Origin of the sequence: Geomonas diazotrophica (assembly GCF_019063885.1) — a bacterium.
Taxonomy (GTDB): Bacteria; Desulfobacterota; Desulfuromonadia; order Geobacterales; family Geobacteraceae; genus Geomonas; species Geomonas diazotrophica.
In genome coordinates, this window is the sequence record NZ_CP077684.1 from 4,715,047 (window position 1) to 4,734,271 (window position 19,225).

Genomic DNA, 19,225 nt, shown 5'->3' on the forward strand with positions numbered 1-19,225 from the left:
CCCCCACGCGGACTTTTCCGCCACCTCGCTTAGACTTATCTTAGAATTCTCCCCCTCAAGTTCCCATTAAATTTGCCGAAAACTAACAAGAAGACGATTCAGCGTCCCCAGCTATTGGAGAACTGTGATGGAAACAGCTATATCAGGCCGCGTCATCTTGGTAGATGACGACCCATATGTCTTGGAAAGCGTTGCCCTGCTCCTTTCTGTGAGCGGCTTCGAGGTGCACCCTTGCTCAAACGGCATGGATGCGCTGGAACTGCTGCGCCAATCCCCTCCCGATGTCGTGCTCACCGACGTGAACATGCCGCAGATGTCGGGGATCGAGCTCCTGGAACAGATCCACGAACTCGACAAAGACATCCCGGTGATCCTGATGACGGCGTACGCGGAGCTGGAGATGGCGGTATCGGCCATCAAGAAGGGCGCCTTCGACTTCATCATCAAGCCTTTCAAGACTCCCTACCTGATCTACGCGGTGGAAAAAGGGATCAACTACCAGAGGCTGTTGCTGGTGGAGAAAAACTATAAGGCGGAGCTGGAGCGCCAGGTGCTGGACCGGACCCGGGAACTGGGCGAGGCGCTGGTGCAGATGCGCAGCATGAGCCGCGAGACCATCGAGAGGCTGACTGCCGCGGCCGAACTGAGGGACGAGGATACCGGCAAGCACATCGCCCGCATCGGGCTCTACGCCAAGCGGCTGGCCGAACAGCTGGCGATGCCGCGCGAGTTCGTGGACGGCATCGCCATGGCCTCGCCCATGCACGACGTCGGCAAGATCGGCATCCCGGATGCCATCCTCCTGAAGGCCGGTCCGCTCACCACGGAGGAGTTCGGCATCATGAAGAGCCACACCACCATCGGGGGTAAGATCCTCGCCGGCTCCAACCACCTGGTGCTGCAGATGGCTGCCTCCATCGCCAACACACACCACGAGCGCTGGGACGGCGGCGGCTACCCGCGAGGCCTCGTGGGGGACGCGATCCCCATGGAGGGGCGCATCGTCATGCTGGTGGACCAGTACGATGCCCTCAGGAGCAAGCGGGTCTACAAGCCCGCCCTGGATCACGAGAGGACCGTGGAGATCATCACCAAGGGGGATGGCAGGACCATGCCCCATCATTTCGACCCCCAGGTCCTGGAGGCATTCGAGGCGACGGCCGCCGATTTCGCGGCCATCTACGCCACCCACAACGACTAAAAACCGAGAAACGATGGCTAGGTTCAGCCTGAAAATAAAACTGGCCCTGGTGGTCTTCCTCCTGATCGTGATCGTGAGCACGGGGGTCGCCGGACTGGGCCTCATGTTCTTCATCAAGGAGTTCAAGGCCAGCATGGCCAGCCGCCAGTATTCCGTGGTGACCGCCATGGCCGCGGACCTGGACGACCGCATCGCATCCGCGCAGCGGGAACTGGTCGCGGTGGCCATGAGCATCCCCCCCTCCCTGGCGACCGATCCGGAGCGCCTGCAGCACTTCCTCGACTCACGCCTCGACCTGCACCAGGTCTTCAGCGACGGCACCGGCTTCTATTCCCCCAAGGGGATCCTGCTCGCCTCGGCCCCGGGGCAAACCCTCTTCATCGGCAAGGATTTCTCCAGCCGCGAATACTTCATCCGCACCGTCGGCTCAGCGAAGCCCTTCATATCCGAGCCGCTGATCTCGGCGCGGGGAAGGCTCCTGGTGGTATTCACCGCGCCGGTACTGGGTACCGACGGCAACGTCATCGGGGTGCTCGGGGGGAGGGTGGAGCTCGCGGAGGAGAACTTCCTGAGCCGGTTGGGGCGGCTGCGGGTCGGTGATGGCGGCAACTTCTTCCTCTTCAACGAGCAACGGCGGATGATCGTGCACCCCAATCGGGATCGGCTCCCGCTTCCGCTTCCCCCCCCGGGGAAGGATGACCTCCTGGACCGGGTGATCGGCGGCTACGAGGGGAGCGGGGAGATGGTCGGTCCCTCCGGCGTCGACGGGATCTATTCCTTCAAGAGGCTGCAGACAACCAGGTGGATCCTGGCGGCGGAGCGGCCGCTCACGGAGGCGTACGAGCCTATCTACCGGGCCCGTGCCCTGGTGCTCTACAGCCTTTCGGCACTCCTTCCCGTCGCCCTGGCCTTCGTCTGGGTCTTCGTCGGGCGCCTGACCACCCCGTTGCTGGCCTTCGCCGCCAGGGTGCGCAGCATGGGGGAGGGGACCTCCTTCGAACCGATGCCGCCGCCAAGCCGGGACGAGTTCGGAGAGCTGGTGCAGGCCTTCAACACGATGATGCAGGAACTGACCAGCCAAAGGCGCCGGCTGGAGCACGAGAAGAGCTTCGCCGTGCAGCTGCTGCAGCACAGCGCGCTCCCCTGCTTCGTCATCGACGCGGAGCACCGGGTCATCATCTGGAACAAGGCGATGGAGGAGCTGACCGGGGTTGCCGCAGAGAGCCAGGTGGGGAGGGCGGAGGTATGGCGCGCCTTCTACCCGGAAAAGCGCCGGGTGCTGGCCGACGTCGTGGTGGACGGCGCCCTGCACGAGATGGCGGACCTGTACCAATGTTACGCGGATTCCGAGCTGATACCGGAAGGGTTGCGGGCCGAAAGCTGGTTCCGGCTCAAGGGGAAGCAGCGCTACCTCTGCTTCGACGCCGCCCCGATCAGGGACAGCGAGGGGAACGTGGTGGCCGCCATCGAGACCCTGCAGGACGTGACCGTCAAGGCGAAGACCGAGGAGCGGCTCACCAACATGGTGGCGGCCATCGGAGAGAGCGAGGAGCGCTTCCGGCGCCTGGTGGAGCTGTCGCTGGACGGCATCGCCATCCTGGTCGGGCGTCGCTTCGTCTTCATCAACCCCGCCGGGAGCGAGCTGCTGGGTTGCCAGTCACCGGACCAGCTCGTGGGGCGGGAGATGGTGGAGTTCATCGAGCGGGAGTCGGCGGAACTCTTTCTGGAACAGGTGCTGTACGCTGAGCAGGGGGACAGCAGCGCCCCCTGGATCGAGGAGCGGCTGTTGCGCAACGACTCGACCAGCATCGAGGTGGAGCTGGGGGTGGGGCCGTTCGTCTATCGCGGCGAGCGGGCGCTGCAGGTGATCTTCCGCGACATCACCGAGCGCAAGCTGGCCAAGGCGAGGCTGGAGACCCTGGCCCACTACGACTCGCTCACCTCGCTACCGAACCGGGTGCTCTTCTTCGACCGGCTGAGGCACGCGCTCTCCGAGGCGAAACGCTACCACCACCCGATGGCGCTCATGTACCTCGACCTGGACTGCTTCAAGGAGATCAACGACCGCTTCGGCCATGCCGCCGGGGACGCCGTGCTCCTGGAGGCCGGTCAGCGGCTCAAGGACTGCGTGCGTGCCTGCGACATGGTGGCGCGCATGGGGGGGGACGAGTTCACCATCATCCTTACCAAGATGGCGGAGCCGCAGGATGCGACGGTGGTGGCGGAGAGGATCCTCGACGCCTTTGCCCGCCCCTTCCTGGTGGAAGGGGCGGAGGCGGGTGTCGGCGTGAGCATCGGGGTCTGCATCTATCCGAGCTGCAGCGAGGACCCCGACAGCATTGTGCGCTGCGCGGACAGCGCGATGTACCGCGCCAAGCAGGAGGGGAAGAACGTGTACCGGATCAGCCAGCAGGAGCCGGGGGCGTGTTGCGGCGGGAGCGGGGCCTAAAGCCGGACGCTCTCCACGGCCGCCTCGTCCATGGCGTTGGTAGTGGCGAATTCGGTTTCCGCGCCGTCGCAGGTGACGGCGATGGTGGCCGCGGCTCCCGGCTCCGCCTTGGTGTAGCGCAAAAGGATCTGGGCGGCGCGCTCCAAAAGTTCCGGCGAGCTCTCGCCCATGAGCGCCGCCAGGGGGCTCTTGCCCTCCTTCCAGCGCAGTGCCGCCTCGCCGGGCTGGATGGCCCGCTCCAGAAGCTCGTTCTCGGCCTCGTTTCTCCCCATGACCACCTTGGTGCGGCGCCCGATCCTGAAGTGCCTGCCGAGCTTCAGCATCCGGAAGTCCCTGAGGTTCAACTGGTCCGAGTGGTCGAAGACGTCGCGGATCTTGCCGACGAAGGAAAGCTCGGTCAGGAGGCAGCCGCCGGCCGGGCAGGGGTAGTTCTTCACGTCCAGTTCCTCGGCCAGTTCGAACTGCTCCTTGCGGGAGCGTCCCGAGATGGAGAGGAGCTTCTCGCGGTCCACCCACCCTTCCTGCTCGGGGATGGTGGGCTGGAAGTGTTTCGCTGAGAGGGGGCGCAAAAGGAGCCCTTCCAGGCCGCTCTCCCGCTCGATGATGCGCAGGGTGTCGCGGCGCTGGCTCATCGGGCGCTGTCCCAGCACCTCGCCGGTGATCACGAAGTCGGCACCGGATTCCTTCATGTACTCCTTGGCCTTTTGCAGCAGGTAGATGCGGCAGTCGATGCAGGGGTTCATCCCCTTGCCATAGCCGTGCTTGGGATTCCTGATGATCTCCAGGTAGTCGGCACCCTTGTGCATCACCTTGATGGGGATCTTGAATTCCTCGGCCACCCGCACCGCCTCGGACTTGCAGCCGGCGTTCTTGCCGGTGCAGGTGCAGAAGGGGGAGGTGAAGTTGAGCGCCTCGACGGCGATCCCCTGTTCCAGGAGCACCTTGACGGCGAGGGTGGAATCGAGGCCGCCCGAGAGCAGGGCGATGGCTTTTCTTTGCATGCAAACTCCTTATTCAATTGACAATTGATAATTGGCAATTGACAATGTGTGGTCTTTTTCTGTAATGATGGCAGTGACTTGCAACGCGACTGACAGATAAGCGGGAAAGGGATCTGCGTTGAGGTTCTGCTTGGCCGAGGTAGTGCATCCGGGGTATTGGTGCCATCTGGCAGCGCGGGCCTTGTCACTGGCCCTGCCGCGTCGGCATCGTTCAATTGTCAACCGTACATGTCAATTGAGTCCGGCCATTGTCAATTGTCCACTGTCAATTGTCAATTGATTTGTCTGCTCCATTGTCATTGTCAGTTGATTTGTTTTCGGGTACATTTGCCCCTGGCACCGCCACCTGCAGCATCCTGGAGGTTATGCAATGAACGGGCTTGTCAAGGAAGGGTCCATCGGTGAGGTACTCTTCAAATCCCAGATCATCACCGAGCACGAGTTGAGGGCCGCCCTCGAGGCGCAGAAGGTCTCGGGATGCCGGGTCGGCGAGGCGCTGGTCCGGATGGGGGTCGTCACCCAGGAGGACATCGACTGGGCGCTCGCCAACCAGCTGAACATCCCCTACGTACGGCTCAAGAAGGAAAACATCGACCCCGCCGCCGTTGAGAAGGTCCCGGGCCAGCTGGCCAGGCGCCACAGCCTCTGCCCGGTGGTCCTCTCCGGCAGCGAGCTGTCGGTGGCCATGGCCGACCCGCTCGACAAGGAGGCGATCGAGGAGCTCTCCCGCGTCTCCGGTTGCCACGTCAACATCTCGGTAGGCCTCATCCGTGAAATCCGGGAGATGCACGAGACCCTGTACGGGCCGGACGTCACCCAGCCGGAGCTGGGCTTTTCCTCCGGGCACTTCAGCGCCAGCGTCCTCGGGGCGATCAACGCCGACCTTACCGGCGCCATGCTCCTGAATCACCTGCTGCTGCGCGTGGTGCAGAAGAAGCTGACCGGCATCGCCCTGCAGCCCCTGGGGGACCAGGTCCGCGTGCTGGCGCGCAGCGGCCACAAGAGCGCAGAGCTTGGCCGGATCGCCATCACCCACTACGCCCGCCTGACCGAGCGGATCCGGCGCCTCTCCAACCTTCCCTCCGAGGGAGAGGGGGCGGCCAGCGGCGTGCTGAAGTTCCTCTGGCAGGGGAAGAAGATCCCCTTCCAGGCCCTGCTGATGGCCGGCGACGGCGGCGACTACGTGACCCTCAGGCTGCACGCCGTCGCGCCCCAGCTGAGCACCATGGACGACCTGGGGCTCACGCCGCGCCAGCGCGACGACCTCGGGGCCCTCACCGCCGCCAGGGAGGGGCTCATCCTCTTTGCCGGCCGCTCCGCCGAGGAGCGCAGCCGGTTGATCGACCTCTTCATCGATTCCTGTGACCATGCCGGCCGCACCGTGCTGCTGATCGGCGACCGGCTTGGCCGCGGCAGGACCCGCTTCCCCCGCCTTTCCAGCGTCCGCTGCTGCGTGGATGACAGCGCCGCGGTGATCGGGGCGGCCCTGGAGCACGACCCGGACACCCTGGTGATCGAGGACGTGACCGACCTTCCCACCTTCATCGCGGCGAGCAAGGCGGTCATGCGCGGCAAGCTGGTGGTGGCGGGGATGTCGCAGGCGAGCAAGACTGAGGTGCTGAAGCAGCTCATCTACCTGATCCAGAAGAACTTCCTTATTCCGACCCACATCAGGGGAGTGGTATCCAGCCGTTGCGCGCTGCTTTTGTGCCCCGAGTGCAAGGAGCGCTACGTCCCGGCGCCCGAGGAGCTGGCGGCGCTCAGGCTGGGGGGCGGCGACCGCAACTACTACCGCCCCGCCGGCTGCCCGGCCTGTGACCAGACCGGCTACCGCGGCAAGAAGTACCTCCTGGACGTGATCCGGTTCGACAAGGACCTCCTGGAGGCGTTGGAGATGATCCGCAACAGCGACGAAGTGGTTCGCTACCTGAGGGACACCGGCTTCCGCGGCATCGCGGAGGAGGGGGCGGAACTCCTGGAGCGGGGCGAGATCGCCCCCGGCGAATACGTCGCTTCAATAATACTGTGACGGAGATAAGACATGGCAAGGATTGATGCGCTGTTCAAGCTGCTAAACGACGCGGGAGCATCCGATTTGCACCTTTCCGCAGGCTCCCCGCCGATCTTTCGTTTGCGCGGCGAGATGGAGCGCCAGAACTTCAAGACCCTCTCGCACGAGGAGCTGAAGGCGATCCTGTACGAGATACTGACCCCGAAGCAACGCGAGCACTTCGAGGAGAAGCACGACCTCGACTTCGCCTACTCGGTTCCGGGGCTGGCGCGTTTCCGCGGCAACTACATGATGCAGCATCGCGGCATCGCGGCGGTGTTCCGCATCATCCCGAGCAAGATCCTCTCCGCCGACGACCTCGGTCTTCCCGAGGGGGTCCGCAACATGACCAAGCTCAGGAAGGGGATGGTGCTGGTGACAGGCCCGACGGGGAGCGGCAAGTCGACCACGCTGGCCGCCATGATCGACCTGATCAACAGCACGCGGCGCGAGCACATCCTCACCCTCGAAGACCCGCTGGAGTTCATCCACGAGAACAAGATGTCGCTGTTCAACCAGCGCCAGATCGGCGAGCACTCCGAGAGCTTCGCCAGCGCCCTCAGGGCGGCGTTGAGGGAGGATCCGGACGTCATCCTGGTGGGTGAGATGCGCGACCTGGAGACCATCAGCCTCGCCATGAGCGCCGCCGAGACCGGCCACCTGGTCTTCGGCACGCTGCATACGAGCTCCGCCGCCAAGACCGTGGACCGCATCATCGACGTCTTCCCCAAGGACGCCCAGGAGCAGGTGCGCGCGATCCTCTCCGAATCGCTCAAGGGGGTGGTCTGCCAGCAGCTTCTCAAGACGGCGGACGGCAAGGGGCGCGCCGCGGCCCAGGAGATCATGGTCTGGAATCCCGCCATCGGCAACCTGATCCGCGAAGGGAAGACCTTCCAGATCCCCTCCATCATGCAGACCGGCCGGAAGGACGGCATGCAGCTCATGGACCAGCACATCCTGGACCTTTTGAAGACCAAGAAGGTGGCGCCCGAGGAGGCGTACCGCTGCTGCCAGGACAAGCGGCAGTTCGAGCAGTACCTCACCTCCCCGCCGCAGGAGCACTGAACCGAGCCGACCATTGACCACGCTCGCTACAGCGCGTAGGTACGGAGCAGATCTGAGAACATCCGAGACAGGCAGACCGGACACGGGCTTTTTGGGTTAAACCAAAAGGCATTGTCTTGCAGCCTCTCTCGGATTTCCCCGGATTTTCTCCGTGGCCAATGGTTTTTTCGGTATTGCCTTTCCCGCTAGAGCCGGAACTGGCGCACCAACTGCTGCAACTCCTCGGCGTTGCGGTTCAACAGCGCCGCCGCGGTCACCGAGTCCTGCGCCCCCTGCGAGGTTTCCTGCACCACCAGGGTGATCTGCTGCATCCTGTCGGCGATTTCCTCGTTGGTCGCGCTCTGCTCTTCGGCGGCAACGGCGATCTGCTGCACCTGCAGCGCCACCGAGCTCACCTGTTGCAGGATCTCGCGCAGGGCGCCCCCCGATCCCGAAGCCTCCGAGGTCCCCGCCTCCACCTGCCGCACCCCCTGCTCCATGGCGTCAACCGCTTCCCTGGTCTCCCGCTGGATCGCCTTGATCATCTCGCCGGTCTCGTGGGTCGCCTTGGTGGTCCGCTCGGCCAGCGCCCGCACCTCGTCCGCCACGACGGCGAAGCCCCGCCCCTGTTCACCGGCGCGCGCCGCCTCGATGGCGGCGTTGAGCGCCAGGAGGTTGGTCTGGTCCGCGATGTCCTCGATGGTGCCTATGATGGCTTCGATCTGGTCCGAGCGCTGCCCGAGGCTCTCTACGGTGCGGGCGCTCTCCTGCACCTTCGCCGCGATCTGCGCCATCACCGTCACCGTGTTCTCGACCACGGCGGCGCCGGCCTGGGCCGCCTCGGCGGCGTTATGAGCCCCCTGCGCCGCCAGTTGCGAGTTGGAGGCGATCTCGCTCGAGGTGGCCGACATCTCCTCGCCGGCGCTTGCGACCGCCCCCGTCTGCACGGCCACGCGCTCGGCCCCGCCCGCGATGCGCTCCGCGGTGCCGTGCATCTGTGCGGCCGCGGCGGCCACCTGCGCCGCGTGGTCGGCAACCTCTCCGATGATGCGGCGCAGGTTTTGCGCCATGGTCTGCACCGCTGCGGTCAGCTCGCCGGTCTCGTCGCGGGAGGTCACCGCGACCTCGCATCCGAGATCGCCGCGGGCGATGCTTTGGGCCACCAAGACCAGCTTCGCGAGCGGCACGGTGATGGAGCGTGCCGCCAGGTAACCGAGCAACCAGGCAATGAAGGCGGCTGCGCCGGAGAAGAGGAGGATGCTCACCTTCAGGCGATGGCTGGTCGAGACCGCCTGCTGCGTGGTCGCGTCCATCTCCTTTTCCATGTTGTCGGCGAACCGGATGCTCAACGCTTCGGAATCGTGCGTCGCCGTTTTGTACTCCTCAATCGCCTTGTTGGCGTCCTGCGGAGTGATGATCTCCCCGGCCGCGACGCGGCCGGCCACCTTGCGGAATCCTGTCGCGTAGGCGTCTATGTCCCGGCGCATGGCGGCGAGGCACTCCTGGTCGCGTGCGGCGCTTGGGTAGCCGGGCGCGGAGACAAGCTTCTGCGAGGAATCCACCAACCGGTTCAGTTTGCCCAGCGTATCGTTCCATTTCTTCTGGTACCCCGCCATCTTGGCGGGATCGCCCATGTTCAGGAAGAGGTCCTTCTCGTAACGCCTCATCATATTGATGTGGGCCAGGGCGAGCTGCGAGTTGTCCTGCAGGGCGCCGCGGTTGCTGGTCAGGTCGCTCACGTGGGACTGCATCCTGCTCATGCTCCAGTAGCTCGCTGCCCCGATCAGCACGATGAAGAGAAGTACTGTGTTGAATAGGATGAAAAGGCGTGTGCCTATCCTCAGGTTGGCTAGCATCAATTACCTCCGTAGGGGCTTTTCCCCGGTAACACGGTAGGTTACCGGTGTGGAATGGCTTATCGCCAGCTCGACGGGGCAACTTTACCTTTCTGATCGGGTTTTAACATTATTTGCCGTTTACATGTTTACCAGCCTGGGGATAAACCCTTGGCCACCGAGCGGTCTCCCTCAGATTCCCTCGTATTGTCTCCGTGACCAATGGTTTTAAGTTTTGCTTGCCGCAGGCACTGCAACAGTTGTATTAAGGGGCGTGCGGCCAAGCCGCCGTTGCTCGTGAAGGGGGGGAGTATGAAGTTTCCCGTTTCGGAACTGATTGAGAGGGTCCACCCGCCGCCGATCTCGGAGGTGAAGGGGTGGCTCGCGGCCGCCAACCCGAAGCTTGCACTGATCGATCTCTGCCAGGCGATACCCGACTATCCGCCGCCGCCCGAGCTGATCGATCACCTGGCACAGGTGATGCGCGACCCGCTCACCTCGCGCTACAGCATCGACGAGGGGCTCCCCGAGGTGCGCGAGGCGATCTGCCGCGGCTACCGGCGGCTCTACGACGCCTGCATCGATCCCTCCCAGATCTGCCTCACCATCGGGGCAAGTCAGGCGCTCTGGCTCGCCATGGTGACCCTGTGCCGTGCCGGTGACGAGGTCATCGTGCAGCTGCCCGCCTACTTCGACCACCCCATGGCGCTTGCCGTACTTGGGATCCGCTGCGTTTTCGCCCCCTTCGACGAGTCGACCGGCGGCCTCCCCGACACCGCCGCCATCGCAGGCCTCATCACCGACAAGACCCGGGCCATCCTCCTCGTCACCCCCAGTAACCCCACCGGAGCGGTGACCCCGCCGGAAACCATAAGGGAGCTCCATCAACTGGCACGTCGGCGCAACGTGGCGCTGGTGCTGGACGAGACCTACAACAGTTTCATCACCGGCGGCGTCCGTCCCCACGACCTGTTCCGGGATCCCTCCTGGGGGGACCATTTCGTGCAGATCGCCTCCTTCGGCAAGACCTTCGCGCTCACGGGGTATCGGGCCGGAATGCTGGCCGCCTCGGCGCGGTTCATCGAAAACGCCTTGAAGGCCCAGGACACCATGGCGGTCTGCCAGCCCCGGGTCACCCAGCATGCGGTGCGCTACGGTTTCGAGCATCTCTCCGATTGGGTGGCGCAAAACCGGGTCATGATGGAGCGGCGCCACGAGGTGTTTCGGGCCGAGATGGCGCAGCCGGGGAACCCCTTCCGGCTGGTCGCCAGCGGCCCTTTCTTCGGCTGGGTGGGGCACCCCTGCGCGGGAAAGAGCGGGCGGGAGGTGGCGAAGCGGTTGGTCGAGGAATCGGGGATGCTTCTTTTGCCCGGCGAGGTGTTCGGTCCGGGGCTGGAGGGGTATCTGAGGCTCGCGTTCGGGAACATCACCGAGGAGACCATCCCCGAGGCGGTGGAGAGGTTCAGGAAATTCCAAACCTGAAACTCAAGACATACCCGGCTCCGCCCAGCTTGGTGAGAAAGGCGGAGCCGGGGAGGGGGATCAGCTCTTGGAGACGTCCAGCAACGCCGCGATGAAGGCGGGGTCGGCGAAGAGTTTCTGCATTCCCTGGGCGAGGGCCTGCTCCAGGGCGAGCCGCGCATTGTCTCCGCCGGCGATCATGCCGTTGCGCTCCGCTCCCTCGGTCATGTACTGGCGGGAGAAGAGCAGGTTCCCTTTCTTGCCTTTAACGGTGACGCCGAGGCTGCACTCGGCGAGGGCGTCGACGGAGACGAAGCCCATCTTGAAGTCGCTGTAGAACTTGTTCAGCTCGGCGTCCACGGTGACCAGGGCCTCAGGGCCGATGGCGAAGCCGCGGGCCTTCAGCTCCTGCTCCAGAGCCTTCTTGAAGGTAACATTCACGTCCTCGGCAGTTATGATGCGCGCCATTTCCATGCCGAAACCGTTCTTCTTGCAACTGACCTTGTCCTGGATGAGCCGGTTGTCCTTTACCTTCACGTCCACCACCACCGACTGGGCGCCCGGCAGGGCGGTCACCCCGGACTGGGGCTGGTAGTTCACCGCTATGGTGTCTGTCGTAATGGCGCACCCGCTAATGCCCATCACAGCGATAGCCGTCAACCCCAGTGCTACTAACTTCTTCTTCATGCTCCCTCCTCTGTATTGAATGTAGCTGCCTGCTTAGTTGGTCACCGGGAGCATAAGCGCCGGCCGCCACCAACTGGAAATGATCACGGGCACTTACCGCGCTCATAGTAATCTCCTCCGGCCTCAAAGTGAAGAAAAAACAATTACAATTCGAAAACTCTGACGACAGCCACCTCTCTCCCCGGGACATGCCTGGGTGAGAAGCACATCCCCATCTTGAAAATAACTTCACGAAGGGGTGCAAAAAAACATTCACTTGTCGTTGAACGTATACGGGGGGCGCGGATCCACGACTGGAGCGGATTTTCCCACACCGTGCCTCCGGTCGCACTTTCAAGTCGCGACAGCCTTCGCCGTCCCGCACGACTCCTTTCCTGGCCGTAACTATTCGACAAATAACATGAAAATTATTTTTACCGATGTGGCACGGTCCCTGTAAATACATGGGCATTGGTTCAGCCAAAAACGGGACGGACCTGTGATTGAAACGGCGACATGACAATGACTGGGGGTAAAGGAGGAAACGGTTATGAGGCGATTAATGACGATGACAGCGGGATTGATACTGTCCCTTTCCTTGGCGGTAACCGCGAATGCTGCTTCGGCCGGAAAGGGAACGGCTCCCAAGACAGGGCAGGGCGTCCAGAACGCCAAGAAGGTAGCGCAGTCCAAGATGGAACGGAGCAAGAAGATGCAGGAAGTGGAGAAAAAAGGACACGCAAAGAGACAACAGGGGATGAAGAAGTAAACCAGCAAGCAATGAACCACCTTGATATGTAAAAAGGAGGAAGTTATGGACAGGCTGAGAACAACATTGGTGGCGTGCCTGGCGACGCTGGTGATCACGCTTTGGGGACTCGCTCCCCCGCCGGCACAGGCGATCGATGAAACGAAAGTACCCCATTATTTCGGACCGGCTCCCAACTGGGCGCTGAGCCCGCTGCCGACGGTCGACCCGGTTACCGGTGCGGCCTCCGGCGGCATCAAAAAATTCGTAAACCGTCTGCCCGGTCTGGGCGAGAGCAACTCCAACGACCTGGGCCAGTATCTCCCGGTGGCGGTTGCCGACACCACCACCTATCCCGGCTCGGACTACTATGAGATCGGCCTGGTGCAGTACCGCCAGAAGATGCACTCCGACCTGCCGCCGACCCTGCTGCGCGGCTACGTGCAGCTTTCCACCACCGTGGTCCCCGGCAAGCAAATTCCCCTCACCAACGCGATGGTTGATGGCAGCACGGTATCGATCGCCGGCTACACCGGCGTGACTCCCCCCAACTACCTCGGACCCGTCATCGTGGCCCAGAAGGATCGTCCGGTCAGGATCCTGTTCCGCAACCTGCTCCCCAACGGCGCGGGTGGCGACATGTTCCTCCCCGTCGACTCCACCATGATGGGCTCGGGCATGGGACCGATGTCCATGGTGACCCCGATGGACGCCGGCACGGTAACCGACGACGTGCGCAACCCGATGTGCACCGCCAACCCCAAATCCGACATGTGCTTCAAGGACAACAGGGCCACCCTGCACCTCCACGGCGGCGTGACCCCCTGGATCAGCGACGGTACGCCGCACCAGTGGACCACCCCGAAAGACGAGATGACCCCCTGGCCTGCCGGCGTGAGCGTGAAGAACGTTCCCGACATGCCCGATCCGGGCCCCGGCGCCATCACCTTCTTCTACACGAACCAGCAGAGCGCGCGTCTCATGTTCTACCACGACCACGCCTGGGGCATCACCCGCCTGAACGTGTATGCTGGCGAGGCTGCCGGTTACCTGATCGAGGACCAGACCGAGCAGGCGCTGATCAGCAAGGGGCTCATCCCCGGCCCGGACAGCACCATCCCGCTCATCGTCCAGGACCGCACCTTCGTGCCGCAGGGCGACAAGGTCGCCCGCACCGGCCAGCTCTACGACCAGGACCCGACCTGGGACGCCGACCGCTGGGGCGGCTTCGGCAACCTCTGGTACCACCACGTCTACATGCCCGCGCAAAACCCGAGCGACCCGAGCGGCATGAGCGCCTTCGGCCGCTGGATGTACGGCCCCTGGTTCTGGCCCCCGGCAAAACCGATGTACCCGCCGATCAAGAACCCGCGCTACAACATGGACCCGGCGACCGCCTTCACCACGCCGCTGCCGGTTGCCTGCAACCTGGACGACCCGGCCACCTGGCAGTACCAGACCGACCCGTTCTGCGAGCCTGAAATGATCCCGGGCACCCCGAACATCTCGGTGGGCATGGAGCAGTTCAACGACACCCCGGTGGTCAACGGCACCGTCTATCCGTACACCACGGTCGATCCCAAGGCGTACCGCCTGCGCATCCTGAACGCCGCCAACGACCGCTTCTTCAACCTGCACATGTACGTCGCCGACGCCGCCACCGCCAGCACCGCTCCCAACGCGGACGGCAACCCGATCGGCGGCACCGAGGTGGCCTTCAAGGCAGCCGAGCTGGCAGCGGCACAACTCGACCCGAACGTGTTCCCGACTCCGGACACCACCCTCTCCCCGAAAGGGCCGGACTGGATCCAGATCGGCAGCGAAGGCGGTTTCCTCCCGGCACCGGCCGTGATCCCGCCGCAGCCCATCACCTGGATCACCGACCCGACCCGCTTCGACGTGGGCAACGTGGACCAGCACTCCCTGGCACTGGCACCGGCAGAGAGGGCCGACGTGATCGTCGACTTCTCCAAGTACGCCGGCCAGACGCTGATCCTGTACAACGACGCCCCGGCCGCCTACCCGGCCCGCGTGGCGAGCTACGACTACTACACCGGCGCTCCCGACCTCTCCCCGGTCGGCGCCCCCGGCGTAATCCCGGGCTACGGCCCCAACACCAGGACCGTGATGCAGATCAGGGTCAACCCGCTCCCGGACCCGACCGTTACCCCGGCGTCCTTCGACCTCGCCTCGCTGCAGGCAGCGTTCGCGCACCAGGCCGACGGCTCCGGCGTCTTCGAATCCGGTCAGCACCCGATCATCGTCGGCCAGGCCGCCTACAACTCGGCCTACGGCACCAAGTTCCCGGCGGCCAGCTGGTGCAACGCCCCGGGGAGCACCAACCAGTCTTGCGACGGCTTCGCCCGCATCTCTGACCAGGGGGGTGACCTGTTCGGCTTCAACACGCTGCTCGCGCCGACCACGAAGTTCCAGATCCCGCTGGCGCCGAAAGCCCTGCATGACGAGATGAATGCAGTTTCCTTCGACGAGTTCGGCAGGATGACCGCAAACATCGGCGTCGAGGCGGTTCCGGCCGCCCCGGGCGCACAGAATGTAGTTCTCTACCCGTACGTCAACCCGGCAACCGAGCTGATCGACGGCACCAACCTGCCCAAGGGGGACCTGAACATCACCCCGATCTCCACCCAGGACGGCACCCAGATCTGGAAGATCACCCATAACGGCGTGGACACCCACCCGATCCACTTCCACCTCTACGACGTGCAGGTGCTCAACCGGGTGACCTGGGACAACATCATCATCCCGCCGGATGCCAACGAGCTCGGCTGGAAAGACACCGTGCGCATCAGCCCACTCGAGGACACCATAGTCGCCCTGAGGCCGATCGTCCCGACCCTGCCGTTCGAAATTCCGAACAGCATCAGGATGCTCAACCCGATGATGCCGGCCGGCTCCACCGCGATGTTCGAGCCCACCGACGTCTCCGGCAACCCGACCGACCCGATCGTCAACCAGCTGGTCAACTTCGGTTGGGAATACGTATGGCATTGCCACATCCTGAGCCACGAGGAGATGGACATGATGCGTCCGGTCTCCCTGGCCCTGCCGCCGAAACAGGCTGACGGCCTCGCCTTCACCACCGCCGGCTCCGGTAACAAGGCACGGCTCACCCTGGCCTGGAACGACAACTCGATCAGCGAGACCTCGTACGTGGTGAGGAAAACCACCAACGGCACCACCTGGACCACCGTGGGCAGCATCGCCTCCCCGCTGGACCAGGCCAACACCACCGGCGTGAAGACGCTGCAGGACCCGGCCATCTACAACCCGAGCGTGGTGACCGAGTACCAGGTGCTGGCGCTGAACACCGTCGGCTACGGCGGGCAGATGCCGAGCCTGACCGTGCAGTCGGCCTCCGCGCCACTCTTCACCGGTAGCGCACCGGTTGACCCGACCAACATGACCGCGGCCCTGGTTGCCGGTCCGAAGGTGACCATCACCTTCACCGACAACGCGACCACCGAGACCGGCTTCGTACTCGAGCGCTCGGTGAACGGCGGTGCCTTCGTGCAGATCGCGAAACTTCCGGCCCGCAGCAACACCGGCAACGTGAGCTACACCGATAACCTGACCCTCTCGGCAGCCGACACCACCTACGTCTACCGCGTCGCCGCGGTGAACGTGGCCGGGCTCTCCGGTTACGCGGTTTCCCCGACCATCCTGCTCCCGGCACAGCCGGCCGCCCCGGGGAACTTCACCGCTGCCAACGGCGCGAACAACGGCAACAGCAGGAGCGTGGTCCTTAATTGGCAGGATCTCTCCAGCAACGAAACCGGCTTCACCATCCAGAGAGCCACCGATTCGGCCTTCACCAAGAACCTGAACAGCGTCACCGTCAATGCCGGGGTGACCACCCTGACCCAGACCGGGCTTTCCCGCAACACCAAGTACTGGTACCGGATCAGGTCCAACAACGGCACCATCGTTTCCTCCGGATGGGTGAACGCTACGACGTTCCCCATCACCACCAACCCGTAGCATCAGCCGTCCTGCCTGGGGAGGAGGTGCTGGTCCTCCTCCCCGGGGATTTTTTTCCCGACCAGCAGCAATGCAAAAGGCCCCCTGGCAAGAGCAAGGGGGCCTTCGCTGTGTCCGCTCACGGAGGGGTAGGGTCAGACCCTGAACCACCCCACCATCCCCTTCAGATCGCCGGCCAGGCTCGAAAGCCCGTCGGACGATTCCCGGATGCCGCTGCAGGCCGTCCGCAGTTCGCGGGTGAGCCCGGCGATCTCGTCCACGTTGCCGGCGACCTCGCTGCTCGTTGCCGACTGTTCCTCGGTTGCGACCGCGATGCGCCGCACCATCTCGTTTACCTGGTCTACGTAGCTCGCGATACGGTCTATGGCCTGCTCCGTCTCCTGGACGCTGCCCAAGATGGCGCCGACCGCGGCCCGTTCCTCACCCATCTTGGCAACTGAGCGGTTCACGCTTTCCTGCATCACCCGCACCGTCTGGTTGATATCGGCGGTGGCGACGGCGGTGCGCTCTGCCAGTTCCCTCACGCTGTCGGCCACCACTGCAAACCCTCTCCCCTGCTCGCCGGCACGGGCGGCCTCGATGGCGGCATTCAGCGCGAGCAGGTTGGTCTGGTCGGCGATGTCCCTGATGAGTATCCCGATCTCGCTGATCTGGGCGGACTGGCCGCTTAGCTGCTCCACCATGCCGGCTGTCTCGGAGAAGGTATGCGCGAAGCGCTGCAACTCTTGCGCGGTGAGCTGCATGGCGCGCTTTCCCTCCCGGGCGATCTCCTTCATGGTGTCGGCGGCGCCGGCAGTCTGCGCGGTGCTCTGGGCCATGTTCGCGGTGGTGGCGTTCATCTGCGCCATGGCCGTGGCGGAATCGTGGACCCGGTGCTCCTGGCGGGTCGCGCCCTGCTCGAGGATCTCCGCCGTAGCGGCCATCTGATCGGAACTGGCGGCGAGCGTGCTTGTTGCCGCCCCGATCCTTACCATCACCTCCCTGAGGCTCGAGAGCATGCGCGCCATGGCCCCCTGCACCCGGCCCACCTCGTCGCTGCCGGTCGCCGAGAGGGTTACGGCAAGGTTCCCCTCGGCGGCCTGCTCGGCCGTCGCGACCAGTTGTGCAATCGGACGCGAGATGCTGCGGAAGATCCACATGCCGACCAGGTTCCCGATCAGGGCGGTGGTGACGGCTATCACCAGGATCAGCGTCATGCTGAAGCGGATGGTGCGGTTCACCGTGCCGATGGCCTGCTCCTGTCCCTCCTGCGCCGCTGATACGGTCTTTTTCCCCTGTTCCGCCTGCCTGGCAACCACGTCGCGCAGCCTGGCCCCCCCTTGCTCCGCTTTTTCCTGGAGCTGCATCTTCTGGCGCAGTTTGGCGACGATGCCGTCGGAGGCGAATACGGTCTCCCGCACGCCTGCCAGGGAGGCGGAGACGCCGTTCAGGATGCGCATCTCGCGCTCCGCCCCGGCGGTCTGCAGCAGGGAGGCGACCGATTTCTCCACCGTGGCAAGCCGGGCGTACTGCTGGTTGAACTCCGCCGCGACGGCATCGAGTTCCTTCTGCGTGTTGGCGAAGAACAGTCGGCCCGAAAGCCCCTCGAGCGACTTGCCCAGGGAAACGAGCTCGGTGTTGCCGGACAGGACGTTTACCGCCGCGTTGGCGCGGGAGAGGTAGCCGGGAAGCTTTCCGGAGATCCTGCCGACCTGCAACTGGGACTTGTCGACCTCATCCTCGATCTCGTCCTCCACCTCGGAGAGCGCGTCCAGCGCCTCTTTGAGCTGCGCCTCGGTCCGGCGCGGGTCACCCTCCGCCATGATCTTCATGAACTGTTCGGTCTTGGAGCTGAAGAGGGCGAACTGGCCGCCGATCTTCCTGTTGTTGCGGATGTTGCCGTTTTGCTGGATTTTCTTCTGGGTGGCCAGGTACTGGTTCTGGATCTGCTTTTTCTCGGGCGCCCGCTGCATGTCGTAGAGGAGGTAGCGAAGCTCCTTCAGGGAGACCTTGAGCGTCTCTATGCTGGCGATGTTCTTGGAGGTCTTGTCCGCCTCGTCGTTGGCTTTGGCGTAGGCCGATGAGCTTGACTGCTGCAGGCTCCTGACTTTCCCCTCCAGGTCCTGGAGCCGGGCACTCGCCTCCCGGCTTTTCTCCACGATCATGGCGTGTGCCCGGGCGGATTCCTGCTCCGAGGCGAGCCGGGCGGTCATGGTGGCGAAGAGCTCTTCGGCGATGCTGTTGAATTCCGCGGACGCCTCCAGTTTCTCGCCGGAAACCGCCTCGAGTTTTGCCTGGGTGCCTGACACTTCCGCGAGCGACTTCAGCGCCTCCCCCTTGGCGGCGGCGAACTCGGCCTGGCTGCGGGCCGCTCCCACCTTGACCAGGTCGGCAGTCGCTCCCTGTAACGCCCTTTGGAACTCCATGGTGCGGACCTGGTAGGGGGTGCTTTTCTCGGTGAGGTACGAGAGTTTGCCCTTGATCGAGTTCATGCTGAGGAAACTGGCGACGGAAACGGCAGCCACGGCGATGAGCACGATGGTGGCATTCAGGATCAGCTTGGCTTTGATGGTCACGGTAAGGCTCCTGTGCGGCGGGGGATGCAACGGTCGACGCGCGGCAAGATTCCCGCACGACCTGTGAGGCTATTCGACGCAATATCGCTTTTCTAAAGGAGAAAGCGTCGCGAACCTCATGAGGAAAAGTGGAGATGGCACCTTCGCATTATCCCATCAGGGTGAGAGAAACCGCTTCCCGGCTCGATCGAGCCGGGAGAGAGGGGAGATGAGGAA

The 19,225-nt window shown here is 64.0% G+C and carries 11 protein-coding genes; 7 read left to right on the top strand and 4 right to left on the bottom strand.

Annotated elements, in window-relative coordinates; translation table 11 throughout:
* Positions 1-127: 127 nt before the first annotated feature.
* Positions 128-1,201 carry a response regulator gene (locus KP003_RS20845; protein WP_216496984.1) on the top strand — a complete coding sequence of 358 codons (1,074 nt, stop codon included), beginning with the start codon at positions 128-130 and terminating at the stop codon, positions 1,199-1,201.
* 13 nt (positions 1,202-1,214) lie between these two features.
* A complete protein-coding gene (locus tag KP003_RS20850) occupies positions 1,215-3,650 on the top strand; it encodes a sensor domain-containing diguanylate cyclase (RefSeq protein ID WP_217300198.1) in 2,436 nt (811 codons plus the stop codon).
* Here KP003_RS20850 and KP003_RS20855 read toward each other — a convergent pair.
* Positions 3,647-4,651 carry a hypothetical protein gene (locus KP003_RS20855; RefSeq protein WP_216496982.1) on the bottom strand — a complete coding sequence of 335 codons (1,005 nt, stop codon included), beginning with the start codon at positions 4,649-4,651 and terminating at the stop codon, positions 3,647-3,649. The genes KP003_RS20850 and KP003_RS20855 overlap by 4 nt on opposite strands.
* 370 nt (positions 4,652-5,021) lie before the next feature.
* Here KP003_RS20855 and KP003_RS20860 point away from each other — a divergent pair, with 370 nt between their 5' ends.
* Both KP003_RS20860 and KP003_RS20865 read left to right on the top strand, forming a co-directional pair.
* Positions 5,022-6,680 carry an ATPase, T2SS/T4P/T4SS family gene (locus KP003_RS20860; protein ID WP_216496981.1) on the top strand — a complete coding sequence of 553 codons (1,659 nt, stop codon included), beginning with the start codon at positions 5,022-5,024 and terminating at the stop codon, positions 6,678-6,680.
* 12 nt (positions 6,681-6,692) lie between these two features.
* The gene (locus KP003_RS20865) at positions 6,693-7,766 is read left to right on the top strand and encodes a type IV pilus twitching motility protein PilT (protein WP_216496980.1); all 1,074 of its coding nucleotides are present in this window, start codon (positions 6,693-6,695) and stop codon (positions 7,764-7,766) included.
* Positions 7,767-7,951: 185 nt separating this feature from the next.
* Here KP003_RS20865 and KP003_RS20870 read toward each other — a convergent pair whose 3' ends face one another.
* Positions 7,952-9,601 carry a methyl-accepting chemotaxis protein gene (locus tag KP003_RS20870; RefSeq protein ID WP_216496979.1) on the bottom strand — a complete coding sequence of 550 codons (1,650 nt, stop codon included), beginning with the start codon at positions 9,599-9,601 and terminating at the stop codon, positions 7,952-7,954.
* Between the two features lie 291 nt (positions 9,602-9,892).
* Here KP003_RS20870 and KP003_RS20875 point away from each other — a divergent pair, with 291 nt between their 5' ends.
* Positions 9,893-11,062 (top strand): aminotransferase, encoded by a 1,170-nt coding sequence (locus KP003_RS20875; RefSeq protein WP_216496978.1) that lies wholly within the window; start codon positions 9,893-9,895, stop codon positions 11,060-11,062.
* A 60-nt stretch (positions 11,063-11,122) separates the two neighbouring features.
* On the opposite strand, the gene KP003_RS20880 is transcribed toward KP003_RS20875, so the two are convergent.
* Positions 11,123-11,728, bottom strand: coding sequence for a YajG family lipoprotein (locus tag KP003_RS20880; RefSeq protein ID WP_216496977.1), 606 nt, complete (start codon positions 11,726-11,728; stop codon positions 11,123-11,125).
* 541 nt (positions 11,729-12,269) lie between these two features.
* On the opposite strand from KP003_RS20880, the gene KP003_RS20885 reads away from it, so the two are divergent.
* Both KP003_RS20885 and KP003_RS20890 read left to right on the top strand, forming a co-directional pair.
* Positions 12,270-12,476: a hypothetical protein gene (locus tag KP003_RS20885; protein ID WP_216496976.1), complete on the top strand. Its 207-nt coding sequence runs from the start codon at positions 12,270-12,272 to the stop codon at positions 12,474-12,476.
* Positions 12,477-12,521: 45 nt separating this feature from the next.
* Complete coding sequence (locus KP003_RS20890; protein WP_216496975.1) at positions 12,522-16,454, top strand: multicopper oxidase domain-containing protein; 3,933 nt, start codon at positions 12,522-12,524, stop codon at positions 16,452-16,454.
* A gap of 134 nt (positions 16,455-16,588) precedes the next feature.
* On the opposite strand, the gene KP003_RS20895 is transcribed toward KP003_RS20890, so the two are convergent.
* Complete coding sequence (locus KP003_RS20895; RefSeq protein ID WP_216496974.1) at positions 16,589-19,009, bottom strand: methyl-accepting chemotaxis protein; 2,421 nt, start codon at positions 19,007-19,009, stop codon at positions 16,589-16,591.
* Between the last annotated feature and the right edge of the window lie 216 nt (positions 19,010-19,225).

Coding starts and splice junctions, on each gene's coding strand:
- KP003_RS20865 (WP_216496980.1), top strand. CDS start 6,693: ATGGCAAGGATTGATGCGCTGTTCAAGCTGCTAAACGACGCGGGAGCA.
- KP003_RS20870 (WP_216496979.1), bottom strand. CDS start 9,601: ATGCTAGCCAACCTGAGGATAGGCACACGCCTTTTCATCCTATTCAAC.
- KP003_RS20875 (WP_216496978.1), top strand. CDS start 9,893: ATGAAGTTTCCCGTTTCGGAACTGATTGAGAGGGTCCACCCGCCGCCG.
- KP003_RS20860 (WP_216496981.1), top strand. CDS start 5,022: ATGAACGGGCTTGTCAAGGAAGGGTCCATCGGTGAGGTACTCTTCAAA.
- KP003_RS20855 (WP_216496982.1), bottom strand. CDS start 4,651: ATGCAAAGAAAAGCCATCGCCCTGCTCTCGGGCGGCCTCGATTCCACC.
- KP003_RS20850 (WP_217300198.1), top strand. CDS start 1,215: ATGGCTAGGTTCAGCCTGAAAATAAAACTGGCCCTGGTGGTCTTCCTC.
- KP003_RS20890 (WP_216496975.1), top strand. CDS start 12,522: ATGGACAGGCTGAGAACAACATTGGTGGCGTGCCTGGCGACGCTGGTG.
- KP003_RS20885 (WP_216496976.1), top strand. CDS start 12,270: ATGACGATGACAGCGGGATTGATACTGTCCCTTTCCTTGGCGGTAACC.
- KP003_RS20880 (WP_216496977.1), bottom strand. CDS start 11,728: ATGAAGAAGAAGTTAGTAGCACTGGGGTTGACGGCTATCGCTGTGATG.
- KP003_RS20845 (WP_216496984.1), top strand. CDS start 128: ATGGAAACAGCTATATCAGGCCGCGTCATCTTGGTAGATGACGACCCA.